The sequence below is a fragment of the Nocardia bhagyanarayanae genome (assembly GCF_006716565.1).
GTDB classification, from domain to species: domain Bacteria; phylum Actinomycetota; class Actinomycetes; order Mycobacteriales; family Mycobacteriaceae; genus Nocardia; species Nocardia bhagyanarayanae.
The window spans coordinates 686,253-704,459 of the sequence record NZ_VFPG01000001.1 but is presented as its reverse complement, the minus strand read 5'-3'; the positions used below and the strand labels follow the sequence as shown (position 1 = coordinate 704,459).

Annotated in this window: 19 protein-coding genes; 9 read left to right on the top strand and 10 right to left on the bottom strand. The window is 69.5% G+C overall.

Annotation, left to right across the window (positions count from 1 at the left end; translation table 11 throughout):
- Positions 1-41 precede the first annotated feature (41 nt).
- A complete protein-coding gene (locus FB390_RS02560) occupies positions 42-1,133 on the top strand; it encodes a 3-deoxy-7-phosphoheptulonate synthase (RefSeq protein WP_141807503.1) in 1,092 nt (363 codons plus the stop codon).
- A gap of 63 nt (positions 1,134-1,196) precedes the next feature.
- Here FB390_RS02560 and FB390_RS02555 read toward each other — a convergent pair whose 3' ends face one another.
- Positions 1,197-1,862 carry a class I SAM-dependent methyltransferase gene (locus FB390_RS02555; RefSeq protein WP_141807502.1) on the bottom strand — a complete coding sequence of 222 codons (666 nt, stop codon included), beginning with the start codon at positions 1,860-1,862 and terminating at the stop codon, positions 1,197-1,199.
- Positions 1,863-1,948: 86 nt separating this feature from the next.
- Entirely contained in the window at positions 1,949-2,548 is a 600-nt protein-coding gene (locus FB390_RS02550; protein WP_141807501.1) for a GNAT family N-acetyltransferase, read from the bottom strand.
- 104 nt (positions 2,549-2,652) lie between these two features.
- Here FB390_RS02550 and FB390_RS02545 point away from each other — a divergent pair, with 104 nt between their 5' ends.
- Positions 2,653-3,573, top strand: a complete 921-nt coding sequence (locus tag FB390_RS02545) for a sigma-70 family RNA polymerase sigma factor (RefSeq protein ID WP_141807500.1) — start codon at positions 2,653-2,655, stop codon at positions 3,571-3,573.
- A 47-nt stretch (positions 3,574-3,620) separates the two neighbouring features.
- Here the strand turns inward: FB390_RS02545 and FB390_RS02540 are convergent, their stop codons facing one another.
- Positions 3,621-3,839, bottom strand: coding sequence for a hypothetical protein (locus FB390_RS02540; RefSeq protein WP_141807499.1), 219 nt, complete (start codon positions 3,837-3,839; stop codon positions 3,621-3,623).
- Positions 3,840-4,018: 179 nt separating this feature from the next.
- On the opposite strand from FB390_RS02540, the gene FB390_RS02535 reads away from it, so the two are divergent.
- On the top strand, positions 4,019-5,197 hold the full coding sequence (locus FB390_RS02535; RefSeq protein ID WP_141807498.1) for a pyridoxal phosphate-dependent aminotransferase: 1,179 nt from the start codon (positions 4,019-4,021) through the stop codon (positions 5,195-5,197).
- Here the strand turns inward: FB390_RS02535 and FB390_RS02530 are convergent.
- From FB390_RS02530 to FB390_RS02520, 3 genes are all read right to left on the bottom strand, one after another.
- Positions 5,194-5,868 (bottom strand): CPBP family intramembrane glutamic endopeptidase, encoded by a 675-nt coding sequence (locus FB390_RS02530; protein ID WP_246123824.1) that lies wholly within the window; start codon positions 5,866-5,868, stop codon positions 5,194-5,196. The genes FB390_RS02535 and FB390_RS02530 overlap by 4 nt on opposite strands.
- 252 nt (positions 5,869-6,120) lie before the next feature.
- The gene (locus tag FB390_RS02525; protein ID WP_141807497.1) at positions 6,121-6,807 is read right to left on the bottom strand and encodes a trimeric intracellular cation channel family protein; all 687 of its coding nucleotides are present in this window, start codon (positions 6,805-6,807) and stop codon (positions 6,121-6,123) included.
- 211 nt (positions 6,808-7,018) lie between these two features.
- Entirely contained in the window at positions 7,019-7,663 is a 645-nt protein-coding gene (locus FB390_RS02520) for a LysE family translocator (protein WP_141807496.1), read from the bottom strand.
- A gap of 252 nt (positions 7,664-7,915) precedes the next feature.
- On the opposite strand from FB390_RS02520, the gene FB390_RS02515 reads away from it, so the two are divergent.
- The 4 genes from FB390_RS02515 to FB390_RS02500 all read left to right on the top strand — a co-directional run bounded on the left by FB390_RS02515 (position 7,916) and on the right by FB390_RS02500 (position 12,440).
- Positions 7,916-9,574: a DNA repair helicase XPB gene (locus FB390_RS02515; RefSeq protein ID WP_141807495.1), complete on the top strand. Its 1,659-nt coding sequence runs from the start codon at positions 7,916-7,918 to the stop codon at positions 9,572-9,574.
- A gap of 40 nt (positions 9,575-9,614) precedes the next feature.
- A complete protein-coding gene (locus FB390_RS02510; RefSeq protein ID WP_141807494.1) occupies positions 9,615-10,283 on the top strand; it encodes a DUF3239 domain-containing protein in 669 nt (222 codons plus the stop codon).
- Positions 10,284-10,340: 57 nt separating this feature from the next.
- Positions 10,341-10,979, top strand: a complete 639-nt coding sequence (locus FB390_RS02505; protein ID WP_141807493.1) for a LysE family translocator — start codon at positions 10,341-10,343, stop codon at positions 10,977-10,979.
- A gap of 84 nt (positions 10,980-11,063) precedes the next feature.
- Positions 11,064-12,440, top strand: a complete 1,377-nt coding sequence (locus tag FB390_RS02500; RefSeq protein WP_342780387.1) for a M1 family metallopeptidase — start codon at positions 11,064-11,066, stop codon at positions 12,438-12,440.
- A gap of 2 nt (positions 12,441-12,442) precedes the next feature.
- On the opposite strand, the gene FB390_RS02495 is transcribed toward FB390_RS02500, so the two are convergent.
- Complete coding sequence (locus tag FB390_RS02495) at positions 12,443-13,306, bottom strand: hypothetical protein (RefSeq protein WP_141807491.1); 864 nt, start codon at positions 13,304-13,306, stop codon at positions 12,443-12,445.
- A gap of 303 nt (positions 13,307-13,609) precedes the next feature.
- On the opposite strand from FB390_RS02495, the gene FB390_RS02490 reads away from it, so the two are divergent.
- Positions 13,610-14,137 (top strand): LppU/SCO3897 family protein, encoded by a 528-nt coding sequence (locus FB390_RS02490; RefSeq protein WP_246123823.1) that lies wholly within the window; start codon positions 13,610-13,612, stop codon positions 14,135-14,137.
- Here FB390_RS02490 and FB390_RS02485 read toward each other — a convergent pair whose 3' ends face one another.
- On the bottom strand, positions 14,138-16,435 hold the full coding sequence (locus tag FB390_RS02485) for a helicase-associated domain-containing protein (protein ID WP_141807489.1): 2,298 nt from the start codon (positions 16,433-16,435) through the stop codon (positions 14,138-14,140). It lies immediately after the preceding gene.
- 74 nt (positions 16,436-16,509) lie between these two features.
- Between FB390_RS02485 and FB390_RS02480 the strand changes: the two genes are divergently transcribed.
- Positions 16,510-16,698 (top strand): hypothetical protein, encoded by a 189-nt coding sequence (locus tag FB390_RS02480; RefSeq protein ID WP_067840224.1) that lies wholly within the window; start codon positions 16,510-16,512, stop codon positions 16,696-16,698.
- Between the two features lie 144 nt (positions 16,699-16,842).
- On the opposite strand, the gene FB390_RS02475 is transcribed toward FB390_RS02480, so the two are convergent.
- Both FB390_RS02475 and FB390_RS02470 read right to left on the bottom strand, forming a co-directional pair.
- Positions 16,843-17,472: a resuscitation-promoting factor Rpf1 domain-containing protein gene (locus FB390_RS02475; protein WP_141807488.1), complete on the bottom strand. Its 630-nt coding sequence runs from the start codon at positions 17,470-17,472 to the stop codon at positions 16,843-16,845.
- Positions 17,473-17,850: 378 nt separating this feature from the next.
- Positions 17,851-18,093, bottom strand: a complete 243-nt coding sequence (locus FB390_RS02470) for a hypothetical protein (RefSeq protein WP_141807487.1) — start codon at positions 18,091-18,093, stop codon at positions 17,851-17,853.
- Positions 18,094-18,207 lie beyond the last annotated feature (114 nt).

Below are 18,207 nucleotides of genomic sequence, written 5' to 3'. Positions count from 1 at the left end.
TCATGTCCGTGGGTCGGCCTGAAGAAAAGGAACCCACACAAATGACAACCGCAGCCGACGTCGACGCGCGGCATTCCGATCTCGACGACCAGCGCACCCTGTCCGTGAGCCCGTTACGCTCGCCGGCCGAAGTGCGCATGGTGCACCCGATCAGCGATCCGCTGGCCGACACCGTCCGCGCGGGCCGCAAGGCCACGGTGGACGTGCTCGACGGCGCCGACGACCGCCTGATGGTGATCGTCGGCCCGTGTTCCGTGCACGACCCCGCGGCGGCGCTGGACTACGCGCGGCGGCTGGCCGAGAAGGCCGCCGAGCTGAGCGACCGGCTGCACGTGGTGATGCGGGTCTACTTCGAGAAGCCGCGCACCAGCCTGGGCTGGAAGGGCCTGATCAACGACCCGCACCTGGACGGCTCGTTCGACGTCAACACCGGTCTCGGCATCGGTCGCAAGGTGCTCGTCGACATCACCGCCCTCGGCCTGCCGGTGGCCTGCGAGTTCCTCGACCCGATCACCCCGCAGTACATCGCGGACCTGGTCTCCTACGGCGCGATCGGCGCGCGCACCGCGGCCAGCCAGGTGCACCGCCAGCTGAGCAGCGCGCTGTCCATGCCGGTCGGCATCAAGAACGGCACCGACGGCGACGTGCAGGTGGCCGTGGACGGCGTGCGCGCCGCGGCGGCCAGCCACGTCTTCCCCGGCACCGACCTCGACGGCCGCTCCGCGCTGATCCGCACCACCGGCAACCCCGACTGCCACGTGATCCTGCGCGGCGGCAGCACCGGCCCGAACTTCGACGCGGCCTCCGTCGCCGAGGCCTGCCTGCGCCTGGAGAAGGCGGGCCTGCCGGAGCGCATCGTGGTCGACGCCAGCCACGGCAACAGCAACAAGGACCACAACAAGCAGGTCGACGTGGTCACCGACATCGCCGAGCGCATCGCCGGTGGCGAGCGCAGCGTCGTCGGCGTGATGCTGGAGAGCTTCCTGGTCGCGGGTCGTCAGGACCTCACCCTCGGCCGCGCTGCGGACCTCACCTACGGCCAGTCCATCACCGACGCCTGCATCGACTGGTCCACCACCGCCGCCCAGCTCGACCGCCTCGCCGACGCCGTCGCCCAGCGCCGCGCGGGCTGACACACATCCTTTCGACGCCTCACAGGCAGGACGGGTCTGTGAGGCGTGGGAACGGTGTGGGGACTAAGCGAGTGCGGCGATCACGCACAGCAGATCGCCGGACGCGACGGTGCGCACGGTGAACCCGGCGGCCGTCAGGTGCTCGCCGAGCCGTCCGGGCGGCGGCTTCGGTGACGAGGACGCGCCGTCCGGGTCGCCGTAGCCGTAGCACAGGTAGAGCCCGCCGCCGGGGGCCAACAGCCGTTCGATGAGCGCGAGCTCCGCGGTGGGCCGCTTGGTCCAGAACAAGTTGACGTTGACCGCGAGGATCTTGTCGAAGGCGTCGATCCCGAAGTCGTCGAGCACCTGTTCCGGTCGCAGCTTCGTCAGTTCGGCCTGTACCAATCCGATGCGGCCCGGATCACCCTGCGCCGCTGCGCCTTCGCGCGGTGCGGTGCGGCCTGTCGATGCACCGCGCGCCGCGGTCCGAGTTGTCGACGCGCTTCGAGCGGGCGTGCCCTCGCCGGATGCCGCGCCGTGGACCGACGGATCGTGCCCGGCCGCGCGCAACCGTTCCGCGGCGCGGGCGACCGCCGTCGCGGAACGCTCGACCGCGATGACGCGCCCCTCGGGCACCCGTTCGGCCAGCAGCGACAGCGACGGGCTCGCGCCGGGCCCGATCTCCAGCACCCGATCCGCGCGCCCGAGCGTCATCGTGTCGGCGAACCAGGGAAAGCGTGCGTCACCCACGGCCGACCGCCCTTGCATGTTCGGCGCGCGAGGCATCATCGGCGGATCCGAGCGCCGTCGCGTCCAGGAACCAGCGAATCCCGTCATCACCCATGGGAAACAGTCTCGCCGAGCGCCGGGAACTCCGTGGGCCAATCGGCGACCGGGCCGGGCGGATCGCTGTGCAGGCGGGCCGCCAGCCACTCGTCGCGCCGGACGCCGCGCTGCCATCCGCCGAGCCGGGCCAGGCCCTCGTAGCGAAAGCCGTTGCGGCGCACGGCGGCCACCGACGAATAGTTGCCGACGAACGCGCGCCAGCTGATCCGAGCGAGTCCCATGCCGTCGGCGGCGAAGCCGAACTCGCAGACCAGCTTCACCGCGCGCGCCATATGGCCGCGGCCGCGGTGCTCGGAGGCGAGCCAGAAACCGATCTCGCACGCGCTCGGGTCCTTTTGCTCGAGTCCGATCATGCCGGCGACGGGTCCGTCCGCCGCGAGGCGCAGCGCCCAGGTCGGGCTGCGCGCAGCCCAGCCGGGCACGACGAAGTCGGCGAAGAATTTCTCGGCGTCCTCCGGGCCGTAGGGCACCGGGATCGTCGTCCACTCGCCGATGGACGGGTCCTGGCAGCGGGCGATGATGACATCGGTATCGGCCGCGGTGGGCGGGGAAAGCCAGACCGCGCCGTCCGTGAGCGTGCGGATCTCCATCGGGTCATCGTGACACGGACGGGTCGGCAGGGGCATCCGGTTATCGGATGACCGGATGGATACCGCGGTGATAGCCCGACCGGGCGGACCGTAGAATCGGCCCGATGGTTGCCGCTCTTCTCGCCGACTTGTTCGAATCGCATCGAGCTCATTTGCTTTCCGTCGCCTACCGGCTGACGGGCAGCGTCGGCGACGCCGAGGACGCGGTTCAGGAGAGTTTTCTGCGGTTGGCGGGGACCCACCAGTCCGAGATCGACGATCTGCGGGCCTGGTTGACCACCGTGGTGAGCCGAATCTGTTTGGATCACTTGCGCAGTGCGGCGACGCGCCGGGAAACCTATGTGGGCCAATGGTTGCCGGAGCCGATCGTCACCGGCGTCACGCCGTCGAGTACGCCGGATCCGCTGGAGTCGGTGGTGCGCGGGCAGGAGTACCGGTTGGCCGCGATGGTCGTGCTCGACGCCCTCACCCCGCCGCAGCGGGTGGCGTTCGTGCTGCACGACGGGTTGTCGGTGCCGTTCGACGAGATCGCCGAAATCCTCGGCGTCTCCGCGGATGCCGCGCGGCAGTTGGCTGTTCGGGCGCGCAAGGCGGTCGCGGGTGTACCGGCCCCGGTGTCGGACGACGAGCACGAGGCGGCCGTTCGTCGCTTGCTCGCGGCGCTGTCCACCGGCGACGTCGCCGCGGTCGCCAAAGCGCTGCATCCGGATTCGGTGCTCATCGGCGACGCCAACGGCACCACCTCCACGGCGGTGAACATCGTCGGCGGCGCGGAGAAGATCGCCCGCTTCATGCTGGGGCTGGTGCGAAAGTACGGCATTGGCGACACCGATCAGGCCGCGACCCGCTACGAATTCGCCACGGTGAACGGGCAATTGGGGCTCGTGATGAATTTGGACTCGGAGACCGAGGAACAGGATTGGCATCCGGCGCGGGTCGTCGGCTTCACGGTGCGCGACGGATTGGTCTGGGGCACTTACGATCACGCCAACCCCGCCAAGCTGACCGGCGTGCGGCTGGCCTGACCCGCCGGGCCGGACCCTCATCGCCCGACCCGGCGGGTCGGACGGGGTCATGGCGTGGTCGAACCGGTGAACCAGTCGCCCGTCGAGGATCCGGCGCCGCCGTTGCCGGTGGTGGAACCGGTGAACCAGTCGCCGGTCGACGATCCGGTGAACCAATCGCCGGTGCCCGCGATCAGATCGTGCGCCGCTTCGCGAATCAGACCGAGTACGGTTCCGGCGACCTCCGACGTGGCCGGATTCAGTACGAGGTCGAGATAGGAGGCCATGAGCGCCCCTTTCGAGACACCGCCGCGGGAAGCGGCGGCTTGTGAGCTAGAACACGGCGAGGCTAGCTGTCCGCCGGAGAACGCACAACAGGCCAGGTAGAAGCACCAAAATGAATGTGAAACATAGCCATTCGCTATCTAATGGCAACAATGGCGATCGCTCCGCTACTCTCCGGGGTATGCCCGCACGCCCCGCGACCGTCGCTCGCCTCCGCCCGTTTGCCGCCACGATCTTCGCCGAGATGACCGAGCTCGCCGTACGGCACGAGGCGGTGAACCTCGGCCAGGGCTTCCCCGACACCGACGGACCCGCGGGCATGTTGGAGGTAGCCAGGCAGGCCATTGCCGACGGCGTCAACCAGTACCCGCCGGGGCGCGGCATGCCGGTGCTGCGCCGGGCGATCGCGGCCGACCGGGCCCGCCGCTACGGCACCGAATACGACCCGGACACCGAGGTGCTCGTCACCGTCGGCGCCACCGAGGCGATCAGCGCCGCCATGCTCGGGCTGGTCGAACCGGGGCAGGAGGTGGTGTTGATCGAGCCGTACTACGACTCCTATGCGGCGGCGGTCGCGCTGGCGGGCGCGCAACGGCGCACGGCTCGGCTGGTGGCCGATGGGGATCGTTTCGTGCTGGATCTGGACAGCCTGCGCGCCGCGATCACCCCGCGCACGCGGATGCTGGTGGTCAACTCGCCGCACAACCCGACCGGCACCGTCCTCGATCGCGCCGATCTGACCGCGATCGCCGAGCTGGCCTGCGAGCACGACCTGATCGTGCTCACCGACGAGGTCTACGAGCACCTCGTCTACGACGGCAACGAGCACATCAGCCTGGCGACGCTGCCCGGCATGGCCGAGCGGACCGTCGTGGTGTCCAGCGCCGCAAAGACTTTCAGCGTCACCGGCTGGAAGATCGGCTGGGCGTGCGGGCCCGCGTACCTGATCGACGGCGTGCTCGCCGCCAAGCAGTTCCTGACCTTCGTCGGCGGCGGCCCGTTCCAGCCCGCCGTCGCGCACGCGCTCACCAACGAGCTCGACTGGGTCGCCTGGTTGCGAGATGTCCTCTCGGACAAGCGCCTTCGCCTCTCGGCGGCTCTCGCCGATGCCGGCTTCGGCGTGCAGGCCAGCGGCGGAGGTTATTTCGTCTGCGCCGACCTCACGCCGACCGGCCGCACCGACGGACTCGAGTTCTGCCGGGAGATTCCGGAACTGATCGGCGTCGCCGCGGTGCCCGTCAGCGTCTTCGCCGACGACAAGTCCGCGTGGAACCACCTGGTGCGGTTCACCTTCTGCAAGCGCGACGAGACGCTCGACGAGGGTGTGCGGCGTTTGCGCGCGGCCGTCACGATGAGCTAGCTCGCGCCGTGGTAGAGGAATCCGCCGAGGCCGATGGTGAAGGCCAGGCAGCCGTAGAGCGCGTGCTCGACCGAGACCACCAGGAGCGAGCCGGTCCGCCGGTACCGGTAGCCGAAGAGAATGCCGCCGACCAAGGTCAGCGCCACGGCGATCCAGTTGCCGAAGATGATGTGCGCGAAGCCGAATGCGGCGGCGTTCGCCGCGATCAACGCCCACCCGGTGCCGAAGGCGGGCGCGTACCGCTGGAACAGGAACTTCCGGAAGATCAACTCCTGCGGGTACACCGAGAACAGCGGATAGAACACCATCACCATCGTCCACAACAGCGGTTCGGTGCGCGGCAGCTCGAAAAGCCGGTCCGGGCTCAGCAAAGCGAGTGCGACGCCGATGGCGACGGCGGCGGCGAACCAGAGGGCCAGCATCGACGGCAGGACGGCGCGCAGCGCGCGGAAGTGATCGCGGAGCCCGTAGGTGGGCACGTGCTGCTCGCGCAGCCAGAAGTGCGCGCCGACGGCGAGCACGATGAGGAACGGAATGGGACTGCCCGGGCTGCCGAGCGCGGCGTAACCGCCGACCAGTCCGAAGTAGAGCACGGCGAATTCGATGGCGAGCCAAGTCATGCGGCGATCGCGCTCCGGTCGAAGGTCCTGCCGCAGCTCGGTCGCCGTCACGTTCCCGAGGTTACGGGCGGGGGCGCGAGGGTGCCATGTCTCTTTCGGTCCAGCGGCGCTGGGGTCCATCGGGGCGCGAGGCGCAGGTTCGTCGCGTGCGAGGTGCTGGGTCGGTCGGGCTGGAAGCGCTGGCTTGTCGGATGCGGGGCGCGCTGGGGAGGTCGGCGTGAAGCGCTGGGTTCGTCGGGCGCGGGGCGCTGCGTCGGTTCGGCGCCGGGTGCCCAGCCCATGTCCTTCGACTGTGCGCCGTGGTCAGTCCGGTGTGGGATCGAGGCGGCCGGTGTTGCGCCGGGCCTGCGGCGCGTGCCAGCCGTAGTGGCGAGCCAGCAGGCGGAAGGCGATGGCGAGGATGGCGGCGAGCAGACCGGTCCACGCCCAGTAGGCGTCGAAGTGCAGCAGCGTCGCGGTGGCGGCCGCGCCGAACAGCGCGGGCACGGCGTACAGGTCCTGGTCCGGGCGCAGCACCCGCGGCACCTCGCCGCCGAGTACGTCGCGGATGACACCGCCGCCGATCGCGGTGACCATGCCGAGCAGCGCGGCCGTCGGCGCGCCGACGCCCTGGGCATAGGCGACCGCGGTACCGGTCACGCAGAACAAGCCGAGCCCGACGGCGTCGAATACCTCGAGCGGGCCGGTGAGCCGATGCGAAGGATGCTTGAAGAAGATGACCAGCGCCGTCAGCAGGGACGCGCACAGGTAGGTCAGGTCGGTGAACGCGGCGGGCGGCGTGCGCCCGATGAGCAGGTCGCGGATGACGCCGCCGCCGAGCGCGGTGCTACAGGCCAGCACCGCCATGCCGAAGACGTCGAGATTCTTGCGGACCGCGAGCAGCGCCCCCGAGGCCGCGAACGACACCACCCCGAGCAGCTCGCCGATGCGCTGGGCGGCGTTCACGGCGGAATCCAGCTGCGTTGCCATGACGTCCAACCCGGCGACCATGCAACCGCTCCTTTCACCCTTCTTCGCCCAGCAGGTTTGCACGTCGGTTGCGCTGTGACTTCCGCGACACCCGGTTACCCACCGGCGAGGCGGCCCCAAAGGCGTGACGATGGTTGCTGCACGGACGCCGCTGCGGGCGGGACCGAGCCGACGTGACGGCCCCCTCTGCGCCGCCGAGCCGTGGGAGTGAACTGCTAGCTCGAGCAGCGCCTCAGGCGGGTGCCGGGCGGGCGCGGTCGGTCGCGAGCAGGACCGCGACCGAGCCGAGCATCGTGCCCATAACGTATCGCTGGGCGCGCAGCCACAGTGGGCGACCGGTGAGGAACGTCGAGATGGTGCTCGCGGCGAGCACGATCAGTCCGTTCACGGTGAGCGCGACGGCGATCTGGATCGCGCCGAGGGACAAGCTCTGGAGCCAGACCAGACCGCGGTCGGGCACGACGAACTGCGGGATCAGCGCGAGGTACATGATCGCGATCTTCGGATTGAGCAGGTTCGTGACCAGGCCCATCGTGAACAGCCGCCGCGCCGGATCGGCGGGCAGCTCCGACGGCGCGAACACCGAGACACCGCCGGGCCGCAGCGCCTGCCAGGCCAGCCACAGCAGATACGCCGCCCCCGCCAGCTTCACCGCGAGATAGAGCCCGGGCACCACCGCGAACACCGCGGTGATACCGGCGGTCGCGGCGGCGAGATACACGCCGAAACCGGCCGCCACCCCGGTCAGCGACACCAGCCCGGCCCGCCGCCCCTGAGACACCGTGCGCGAAACCAGATACATCATGTTGGGCCCGGGGGTGAGCACCATGCCGAGCGCGGCCACCGCCACGCCGACAACCGCCGCTGTCTCGATCATGTCCACGATCGTCGCCGACCACGCCGCGTCCCGTCTCGGTCCACTTCGAGACCGCTGGACCCCGACCGTGACCCGCGCAACGGAACAAAAAGCCCGTGCCGGACGCTGGTATCTCGGGAGCCGAACCCGCCGTGCGCCCCCACCGCGGCCTGCGGGTTGTCGGTGGCCTCGGGGAGAATGGGCCGAACAGGCGAACGGACAATGCGTGAATGGACTGAGCACGTCCGCACCCGCCCGATACGAGGAGAGACTGTGACCGACGGTCCGCTGATCGTTCAGAGTGACAAGACGCTGCTGCTGGAGGTCGACCACGAGTTGGCCGACACGGCGCGTCAGGCCATCGCGCCGTTCGCCGAACTGGAACGCGCGCCCGAGCACGTGCACACCTATCGGGTGACGCCGCTCGCGCTGTGGAACGCGCGCGCGGCCGGGCACGACGCCGAGCAGGTGGTCGACGCTCTGGTCAGCTACTCCAGGTACGCGGTGCCGCAGCCGCTGCTCGTCGACGTCGTCGACACCATGGCCAGGTACGGCAGGCTGCAGCTGGTGAAGCATCCCGCGCACGGCCTCACGCTGGTCAGCCTGGACCGCGCGGTGCTCGAAGAGGTGCTCAGGCACAAGAAGATCGCCCCGATGCTCGGCGCACGGATCGACGACGACACCGTGGTGGTGCACCCGTCCGAGCGGGGCCGGATCAAGCAGATGTTGCTCAAGATCGGCTGGCCCGCCGAGGACCTGGCCGGATACGTCGACGGCGAGGCCCATCCGATCGATCTCGACTACACCGGCGGCCACTGGCACCTGCGCGACTACCAGCAGATGGCGGCGGACTCGTTCTGGGCGGGCGGCTCGGGCGTCGTGGTGCTGCCGTGCGGCGCGGGCAAGACGATGGTCGGCGCCGCGGCGATGGCCAAGGCCAAGGCGACCACGCTGATCCTGGTGACCAACACCGTCGCGGGCAGGCAGTGGCGGCGCGAGCTGCTGGCCCGCACCTCGCTGACCGAGGACGAGATCGGCGAATACTCCGGCGAGCGCAAGGAGATCCGGCCGATCACCATCGCGACCTACCAGGTGATCACCCGCCGCACCAAGGGCGAATACAAGCATCTCGAGCTGTTCGACAGCCGCGACTGGGGCCTGGTCATCTACGACGAGGTGCACCTGCTGCCCGCGCCGGTCTTCCGGATGACCGCGGACCTGCAATCCCGGCGCAGGCTCGGCCTCACCGCGACGCTGGTGCGCGAGGACGGTCGCGAAGGCGACGTGTTCTCGCTGATCGGCCCGAAGCGCTACGACGCGCCGTGGAAGGACATCGAGGCGCAGGGCTGGATCGCCCCGGCCGACTGCATCGAAGTGCGGGTGACGCTCACCGACGCCGAACGAATGGCGTACGCGACCGCCGAACCGGAGGAGCGCTACAAGCTGTGCTCCACCGCGCACACGAAAATTGCGGTGGTGGAATCCATTCTCGCCAAGCACAAGGATTCGCCGAGCCTGGTGATCGGCGCGTACCTGGAACAGCTCGACGAATTGGGCGCGCACTTGAACGCGCCGGTGATCCAGGGTTCGACGAAAACCAAAGAGCGCGAAGAGCTTTTCGACGCGTTCCGGCGCGGTGAGATTCCGGTGCTCGTGGTGAGCAAAGTCGCGAATTTCTCCATCGATTTGCCGGAAGCGTCGGTCGCGGTGCAGGTTTCGGGCACTTTCGGTTCGCGCCAGGAAGAGGCGCAGCGGCTGGGCAGGCTGTTGCGTCCCAAGCACGACGGCGGCCAGGCGCACTTCTATTCGGTGGTCGCCCGCGACACGCTGGACGCCGAATACGCCGCGCACCGGCAGCGTTTTCTGGCCGAGCAGGGGTATGCCTATCGCATTACGGATGCCGACGACTTGCTGGGTCCTGCCATCGGATAAGTGGAGGCAAATCCTCCGCAACGTGTGCTAGGAAAGAGACGTGCGACGCTTCGAATTCGCGGTGGACCGCAGGCACGCCCATGCGGTGAACGAAGTGTTCGCCGACCTGCGCCGGTTGCGCATCGCCGCGATCGCGGCCGCCGTCATCGGCGCCACCGTGACGGCCTATTTGATCTGGCTGAACCACCCGTGGTCCTATCTGCTCGCGGTCGCCTTCGCGCTCGGCACGGTGACCGCGCTGTGGGTGGCGCTGTGGGCGCCGCACCGGTCGAGCATCGATCGCCTCTACGCCGACGGTGAACTCGTGCCCGCCGTGGTCTCGGAGACCTATCCCACCGGCGTCGTGCTGCTCGCGCTCGTCGACGTGTCGACGCCCGAGGCGACCGATCCGCGCTACGCCCTGGTGATCCGCAAGGTGCGCGACCTGCCCGGGCACGAGAAGCGCGCGGGCGAGCGGGTGCCGTCGGTGGCGATCCGCACCGACCGCGCGCCGCGCCAAGTGGGGGAGCGCTGGCAGTCGGTGAGCGCCATGCCGATCGCCTGGGGGACAAGGGACGACCGGGTCATCGCCCGGGCGCGGGCCGCCATCAGCGAGGTCGAATGGCGGCTGCTCACCGACAATCTCGCGCTCGCCGCGCAGGTGCGCCGCACCTCGGCCAAACGCCTGCTGCTCGATCCGCAGCAGCTGCCGGACGATCTCGGCAACTGACCGCGCCGCCCGCGCTCGACACGCCGCGTGCCGTCCGCGGCGAATTACACTGCCGTGATGGTTCCCATGACCAACCTGTTGGCGTTCATGGCCGCAGCCACCCTCATCGTCGTGATCCCCGGCCCCGGTGTGCTGTTCACCGTCGGGCGGGCGCTGGCCCTCGGCAGGCGGGCCGCGCTGATCTCCGCCGTCGGCCACTGCGCGGGCGTGCTGATCTGTCTGATCTTCGTCGCGATCGGGCTCGGCACCCTGCTCGCCGCGTCGTCGCTCGCTCTCACCGTGGTGAAGTTCGCGGGCGCGCTGTATCTCGTCTATCTGGGCGTGCAGGCGATCCGGGAACGCAAGGCTTTGCGCGACGCGCTCGGCGCGAACGTGGACACCGGCGCCGATGTCCGCGTGTTCCGGCAGAGCGTGCTCGTCGGGGTGACGAACCCGAAGGGCATCGTGTTCTTCTCCGCCGTGCTGCCGCATTTCGTCGATCCGGCGACCGGGTCGCTGCCCTTGCAGTTCGTCGTTCTAGGAACGGCGTTCCTGGCCATCGCGCTGGTGTCCGACAGCGCCTGGGCGTTGCTGGCGGCTTCGGCGCGCAACTGGTTCGCCAAGTCGCCGCGTAGGCTCGAAGCCGTCGGCGGTGCGGGTGGCGCGATGATCGTCGGACTCGGCGCGTCGGTGGCGCTCAGCGGCACGGCGGACTGAACCGGCTACCATCCACCTGCGCGGTACGCCGGTACCGGTATGGGGTGCGGTGAGAGGGGCGGTAGTCGAATGAGGTTGTCCGGCTTGGTAAGTGCCGCGGTCGCCGCGGTTCTGCTGACGGCGGCGGGACCGGCGAACGCCGACCCGTTCGTCGGTGCGCCCGGGCTCGGCGATCCGTACTACCCCATGGACGGCAACGGCGGCTACGACGTCCGCCACTACGACGTCACCATCGATTACGACCCGCCGAGTCGTCAGCTCGACGGCAGCACCCGCATCGACGCCGTCGCGACGCAGGCGTTGCGCGCGTTCAACCTCGACTTCGCCGGGCCGCCCGTGCGGATGGTCTCGGTCAACAACCAGCCCGCCTCTTTCGACCGCAACGGCGAGCACGAACTCACCGTCACCCCGCTGCTGCCGATCCTGCCCGGCTTGCCGTTCACCGTGACCGTCGACTACGCGGGGGAGATGGTCGGCACCGAGGGCGAAGGCTGGATGTTCTCACCGAGCGGCGGCGCGTTCGTCGCCGGTGAGCCGCACTCCGCGACCACCTGGTACCCGCTCAACGACACCCCCTTGGACAAGGCCACCTTCGCGCTGCACGCGACCGTGCCCGCGGAGTGGGAGGTCATGTCCAACGGGCTGCGCACCCAGAACTCGGTGCAGGCCGACAAGCGCACGGTCGGTTGGGAATCGCGCGCTCCGGTCCTCGGCTACCTGACCACCGTCGCCATCGACCACTTCTCCTACCTCGAGCAGCAGCGCGCCAACGGGATGCCGCTGCTGAGCGCCTTCGCCCCCAATGCCGAGCGCAACCGCGAGAACGAGACGCGGCTGCCCGAGGTCCTCGATTTCACCGAGCAACTCTTCGGCCCGTACCCGTTCGACGCGGCGGGCGGCATCTACGTCGACGCCGACATCGTCTTCTCCCTGGAGACCCAGACGCGTCCGATCTACGCGCCGTGGACCGATCTGCAGACCGTGGTGCACGAGATCGCGCACCAGTGGTGGGGTGACGCGGTATCGGTGCGGCAGTGGTCCGACATCTGCCTCAACGAGTGCTTCGCCAGCTACACCGCCGACTACCTGTGGCCGGAGCGGATGGAGGGCGAGGACGTCGACACGCAGTACCGCGAGACGATCGCGAAATGGTACGACCAACAGCGTTTCTGGGATATTCCGCTGGAAAACCCCGGCGCCGGTTTCGAATTCACCTCGGTCTACTACCGAGGTCCGCTGTTTCTGCACGCGCTGCGCAAGCAACTCGGCGACGCCGTGTTCTTCGGTGCGATAAGGGAATTCCTTGCCAAGCACGCCTACGGCAACGCCTCGATGCCGGAGTTCCGCGCGTTCGTGCAGTCGAAGACCGGGACGGATCTGCGCGGGTTCTTCGACGCGTGGCTGAACCAGACCGCACCGCCCGCCGACGAGTACCTCTTCCCTGGCGACCTGCGACTCTGAGCTCAGCCCTCCACACGCGCCTGCGCCCGAGCCACCCAGCGCCGCACCCGGTCGAGTTGCCGCTGCGCCGATCGCAGCTCGTCCTGCGCGCCGCGTTCGGCGGTGCGGGCGAACTGTTTCTCGTGTTCGGCGTGCTCTAGTTCCGCGCGCAGCGCGGTGATCCGCTCCTCGATCTCGGTGCGCCGCGCCGCCGTCTCGTCGGCCTCCCGCTGCGCCGAATCCATTGCGGCGTTCGCCGATTCGAGCGCGGCGCGGGCGTCTTCCAGTTCCTGAAGAGCCTCCGCATCGGGTTCGGGTTCCTCGGCCTTCGGTTCTTTGCCCTTGGGTTCTTTGCGCCCTTGCTTCTTCGCGGGCGCCGAGCCCTTGCCGTCGATCGCGACCAGCTCCGGCCCGGCCGGACCGAATCCCTCGTAGCTCGCGGCGGTGGCCAGCGTGCCGGTGCGCACCTGATCGGCGACCTCCGGGTCGGCGAGTGCCGCGGTCAGGGTCTGGCCGACCTCGCGCAGCACGCCTTCGTTCACCGGTTTGCCCGCCTCGGCGGCCAGCGCCCCCGCCCGCCGGGACAGCGCGTTGACGACCTGTTGCCGCTGCGCGGTCAGCGTGCGCAGCTGGTCGCCGGACAGTTCGCGCTGCGCCGCGCGCAGGGCGTCGCCGAGCCGAAGCAGGGCGTCGACCTCGTCGGGGACCGAACGGGCGAGCAGGTTCACCGTCCATGCGGTGACCGTCGGCTTGCGCAGCTTACCGATGGCGGCCGCGAGTTCCTTGTCGCCGGACTCCTTGGCCTCGGCGACTCGTGCGGCGCGCGCCGCGACGAACTCGGAGGGCTCCACTGCGTACAGGTCGCCTGCGACGTCCTCGAGCGTCATACTTGCCAAGCGTAACGACACGCCGTGCGCCGACGACAGAGTCGACGTATTGGACGAACGTCCATCAAGTGGACGATCTGTGGAAGGCATTGCCGGTGAACTACTTTGGTCTGCAAATGCTCGGTCAGCTGCTCCCGCGTGTGCTGGGATTCGCCCTCCTCGGGATGTACGGCACCATTCTCTGAACCAGCTACGGCCTCGCGCGGGCCCCGCGCCGGACCGAGCTGATGCGGCCACCGCGATCGTGCGGGTATCCTCACCGCGTTCACGCCCGTGAACGTATTCGGTGAGAGAGGTTTTCCCGTGAAGTTCCCAGGAACGAGGCTGCTGGCACGTGTCGTGCTCGCCCTCCTGGCGGTGGCCGCCCTCGCGGCCGCGGTGACCGGCTGTTCGACGATCGACAACGCAACCAAGTCCGACGTGGCCAAGACGAAGGTCGGTGACTGCATCAACATCACCGACAACTCGCCCACCGCCACCGAGGGCGAGCCGGTCGAGTGCTCCTCGCCGAAGGCCGTGTACAAGGTGCACCAGAGCTTCGACCAGCAGACCGAATGCGCGTCGAAGGAATACACCAGCTACACCGAACAGCTGGCGGGCGGCGGCACCGCGTTCCTGTGCCTGGCGCCGAACTTCGCGCAGGGCAGCTGCTACAACGACGTGGGCACCTCGCCGTACAAGTGGGTCGACTGCTCTTCGACCGAGGCGACCTTCAAGGTTCTGCAGCGTGTCGACGGCCAGACCGACGAACTGCTCTGCGAGAGCGCCACGGAGTTCATCACCGTGTCCGACCCGAAGACCCTGTTCTGCGTGGGCAAGCCCAACAGCTGATCACTCCAGCAGCGCGACCGATGCGATCCGGTGCAACGTGAAGTGCCGGACCGCGCCCGTCACCGGGTCGAGCGCGTCGAGTTGCCCGTTGCCGACCTTCAACGGCTCGACGACGCGCTGGGACGCGACGCCCGAGGCGTCGACGTAGCCGATGTTGACCGGCCGCCGCACCCGTGCCGCCAATTGCAGCAGCGCGAGTGTGGCGGCCGTGCTCGTTCTGGTGCCGTCGGTTCGCACCGACTGACCCGAGCGGGCGCTCGCCGCCCGTTCTCCCGCCCTGAGTTCGGCGACGAGCAGCTCGAGTTGTTCGGTGCTCGGCGGTGACGGCCGGTAGGCCTGACGCGCGTTCGGCCGCACCGAGATCCGCGCGCCGCGCGTGCGCAGATCCACGATCGCGCCCGCCGAATCCTCGCCCGCAGGCGCGAATCCGGCCGCACGCAGCTGCTCGAGCACTTCGCCGAGCGGCGCCTGCGAGATCGCGACGGTCGGCGCCACCGCGCGCAGCGCGAGCGCGCCCGCGACCGGCGCCGCCAGCACCTGCGCGAGCAGCGTCGGGTCGTCGCTGCGCACGAACGATTGCGCCATGCCCGCGCGCAGCCTGCCGTGCCTGCGGGCCACGTCATCGATGAGATAGGTCAGTGCCTGCGGGATCGGCGTGCGGGAGTGCGTGGTGAACAGCGTGTGCAGCTCGGCGGCCGTCAGCCCGGCGTCGAGCGCGCGCCGCACCGAGTCCTCGCCGATGCGATAAACCGTTGCCGCACCCGCCGATTCGACGTCCGCGACGAGCGCGACCCGCTGTTGCAGCTCGGGTGTCAGCGGGCCGGGCGCGATCACCGTCAGGTCGGCCTGCACCAGGACGTGGTCGACCGGGGCGGGCAGCGCCTCCTCCATGGCGGCCTCGGCGTCCGCCGCGCTGGTCACTCCGCCGTGCAGCAGCGCACGGCCGGGCGAGCCGAGCGCGCCGCGTCCGACGAGACCGACCTCGGCCGCCTCGCGCACCGTGTTCTCGATCGCCTCGCGCCGGAAGTGCCTGCGCCAGCGCGGCTGTCGCCAGGCCAGGATGCGGCCGATGTCGGTGGGATCGAGCGCGCTGCCGGACGGGAACTCGGCGAGCAGTTCCAGAACGGCGCGCCGGTCCCGCGGCGCGGTCGGGGTGCGCAGTTCCAGGGAGAGCGCGGCGAGCGGTTTGTCGTTCGCGTCGCGCATGCCGATCATCCACGGCATCCGGTCCAGATCGAGCCACACCATCGCGAGCACGGTCCAGCGCCGCGCGGGGGGCCCGTCCAGCCAGGCGTCGGCGGCGGGCGTCGGCGCCCAGTAGTCGTCCACGGAGTCGAAATCCGGCGGTGGGTCCGGCTGGCCCTTCTCGATGAGCTTCGCGGCCGCGAGCAGTTCGACGAGCAGGCCGGCCCGCGTCTCGTCGACGCCGGTCTGCTTGGCGACTCGGCGCAGTTCCCGTACGCCGAGTCCGCCCGCGCGCAGTGCGGGTGCGGGCGTCTGCCCGAGCGCCTCGATGATGTCGGCGCAGTGGCGCAGCAGCTCGCCGACCTCGCCCGCCGCGACGGCGTTGACGTCGGCGGGTGCGTACTTGGCCGGCTCCGGCTTCGGGGGCGTGAGCGAGTGTGGATGGGTGACCGGCTCGCGGCGCAACACCTGGCCGACCGTGATCGGCAGTTCCACGGTCTCGTCGTCGATCCGGTGCAACAGCCTGCGCGCGAGCAGCTGCTGCACCGGACGGTCGGCCGGGGTGCCCGGCGCTGCGTCCCTGGTGCGGCCGCGCGGACCGGTGCTCGCCAGCTTCTCCAGCAGGGCGCGTTCGGCGGGCGAGACGGCGGCCAGCGCCGTGACGACCTCGGCTTCGGTGAGCGCGTCGGGCAGCTCGGTGGTGCTGCCGATCGGCCACGGCAGCGCCTCGGCCGCCGCTGCGACCAAGTGCAGATCGTCACCGTCGAGCCAGACCAGCGCGCGGGCCGTCAGACGGTCGAGCGATTCCTCGATCGCGGCCTTGGTCGCGCGTCCTTTCAATTGCGCGTGCAGCGCCTTTCGGGTCAGCGGCGTGCCGTCGCCCGGAGCCCGCGAGGCGCTGTGCACGGCAAGAGTTTCCACGATGGCGAAGTCGAGGGTGTTCAGATCGTCGGTGGCGCGCAGCACCGACGCGCGCTGTTCGGCCCTCGCCGCGAGCACCGCCATCGAGGAGGGCAGCGGCACAGCGAGATCGGGCCGCAGCTGCAACAGCTGCACCAGCTGGTCGTCGCTGCGCGCCCCGAGCCACGCGGCAAGGGCACTGGTCACGGTCATCCGATCCAGCCTAGTGCGGCGTCGCTTCCCCTGCCGGGCCAGGACACTTGTCCCGCGCCCGCTAGCATGAGGGCGTGGTGAACAAATCGAAGAAACCCTATGTCGACAACGGCTGGCCCCAGGTGGCCGATGGTGATCACGCGGTCACCGAGCTCTCGTCGACCCGTTCCGGTGGTCTGTCTCCCTACGGCGAGGACACCGAGTTTCCCGTCCCGGCCGAGCAGCTGGCCTACGTGCATCCGCACACGGTGATCAACCGCTGACCTCGCCGACACGGCCGCAGGTACGAACAAGGCCCCCGCATCCTCGTTGATGCGGGGGCCTTGTTCGTACTGCCGCACGAAGTCCGTCGATAGACGCGCGCGGCCGGAGCGAATGCGGAGGTACGCCTTGTGTGTGAACGAGACTCAGGAGGGCAGCAGGCCCTTGTTCGCCTCGTAGAAGTTCACGACCGCGGGGTCCAGCGTGACCCCGTTCGCCTTGGCGGCGTTGAAGAAATCGAGTGCGGGCTGCGGAATCTGCACGCCCTGCTGCTGCACCGCGGCGATCGCGCGGTCGACGGCCTGGAAGATCTCCTGGTTGGCGTCGGCGGCCTGGGCCTGCGGTGCGGACGGCTCGGGGTTCCAGCGCGGAGTCTCCGCGGTGGCCGGAGCGCTGCGCGGCGTCGGGGCGCTCTTCAGCCCCAGCTTGGCCGAGCACGACGGCCAAGCGCCCCAGCCCTGCGAGGCCAGGACCTTTTCGGCGACGACGATCTGCTCTTCGCGGGAGGCCTGGTTGGCGGTGGCGGCGAATTCCTGGCCGCCGTGCGAGTTCCAGGTGCTCGGGGAGAACTGCAGGCCGCCCTGGAAACCGTTGCCGGTGTTGATGCCCCAGTTGCCGCCGGCTTCGCACTGTGCGAGGCGATCCCAGTCGGAGTCGGGAGCCGCGCTGGCGTTTCCAGCGAGGGCCACACCTGCGGTGCCGAAGATCGCGCCGGTGACGGCGACCTTGGCTACGGTGCGCCCGGTGGAGGTCGGCTTGCGATGGCGTCCACTCATATCGGGTGTCTTCCTCTCGTCCGCACCTGCGAGGTTTCGCTCGGGTTCGGACTGAGAGGTCGTCCGTCCCGCCCTCGCCCCTGTTTCCGTCGGGGTCCGGTACCCGCGGGGCGAGGTTCGGTGCGGCGGGCCGGTGGTGCCGGGTGTCCCGGCTGGGATAGACCGTACGTCGATCCGCGCGAAAAATCACCATTTGATAACCGGCGTGTACGCGCGGGTCTCGAAGTGGTCTCGACGTGAGCCAGGTCGCTTCTGCGCAGCTAGAGAGGTACGCCACGCCGCTGGTCCGCCATCGTTGCCGCTCCGTGACCTATCCGTGATGTGACGAGGATCACACCTCGGAGTGGGTAACGAACCGGTCGGGTACCCAGTTCGCGGTCATCTGGACCGGCGGCCGGACCACAGCGCGAACACCAGCGCGCAGAGGAAGCCGACCGGCGCGAGCATCGCGAGCAGGTACAGCCACAGTCCCGGCAGGCCGTCGGTGAGTATCGGCGTCAGGAAGATCGCGATGATCGCCAGCAATCCGATCGCGAACAGAGCGAGCGCGAGCTTCAACAACCAATCTCCGGAGCGGCGCGGCGAGTCGCTCGGCGGCGGCGGCGCGGAAGGGTTCGTCACCTCTCGACCGTAAAACTGATGTGCTTCGGTTATTGCCACCGGGGTAGACTCGATGACAATCGCGTCCTACAGGCTTGTGGGGCGCGTTCTTTTCGCAAACTGACAGGAGCTGCT

Excerpts from the sequence above, each read along its gene's own strand:
- FB390_RS02560 (WP_141807503.1), top strand. The coding sequence starts at position 42 with ATGACAACCGCAGCCGACGTCGACGCGCGGCATTCCGATCTCGACGAC.
- FB390_RS02550 (WP_141807501.1), bottom strand. The coding sequence starts at position 2,548 with ATGGAGATCCGCACGCTCACGGACGGCGCGGTCTGGCTTTCCCCGCCC.
- FB390_RS02545 (WP_141807500.1), top strand. The coding sequence starts at position 2,653 with ATGGTTGCCGCTCTTCTCGCCGACTTGTTCGAATCGCATCGAGCTCAT.
- FB390_RS02540 (WP_141807499.1), bottom strand. The coding sequence starts at position 3,839 with ATGGCCTCCTATCTCGACCTCGTACTGAATCCGGCCACGTCGGAGGTC.
- FB390_RS02535 (WP_141807498.1), top strand. The coding sequence starts at position 4,019 with ATGCCCGCACGCCCCGCGACCGTCGCTCGCCTCCGCCCGTTTGCCGCC.
- FB390_RS02525 (WP_141807497.1), bottom strand. The coding sequence starts at position 6,807 with ATGGTCGCCGGGTTGGACGTCATGGCAACGCAGCTGGATTCCGCCGTG.
- FB390_RS02520 (WP_141807496.1), bottom strand. The coding sequence starts at position 7,663 with ATGATCGAGACAGCGGCGGTTGTCGGCGTGGCGGTGGCCGCGCTCGGC.
- FB390_RS02505 (WP_141807493.1), top strand. The coding sequence starts at position 10,341 with ATGGTTCCCATGACCAACCTGTTGGCGTTCATGGCCGCAGCCACCCTC.
- FB390_RS02495 (WP_141807491.1), bottom strand. The coding sequence starts at position 13,306 with ATGACGCTCGAGGACGTCGCAGGCGACCTGTACGCAGTGGAGCCCTCC.
- FB390_RS02485 (WP_141807489.1), bottom strand. The coding sequence starts at position 16,435 with ATGACCGTGACCAGTGCCCTTGCCGCGTGGCTCGGGGCGCGCAGCGAC.
- FB390_RS02475 (WP_141807488.1), bottom strand. The coding sequence starts at position 17,472 with ATGAGTGGACGCCATCGCAAGCCGACCTCCACCGGGCGCACCGTAGCC.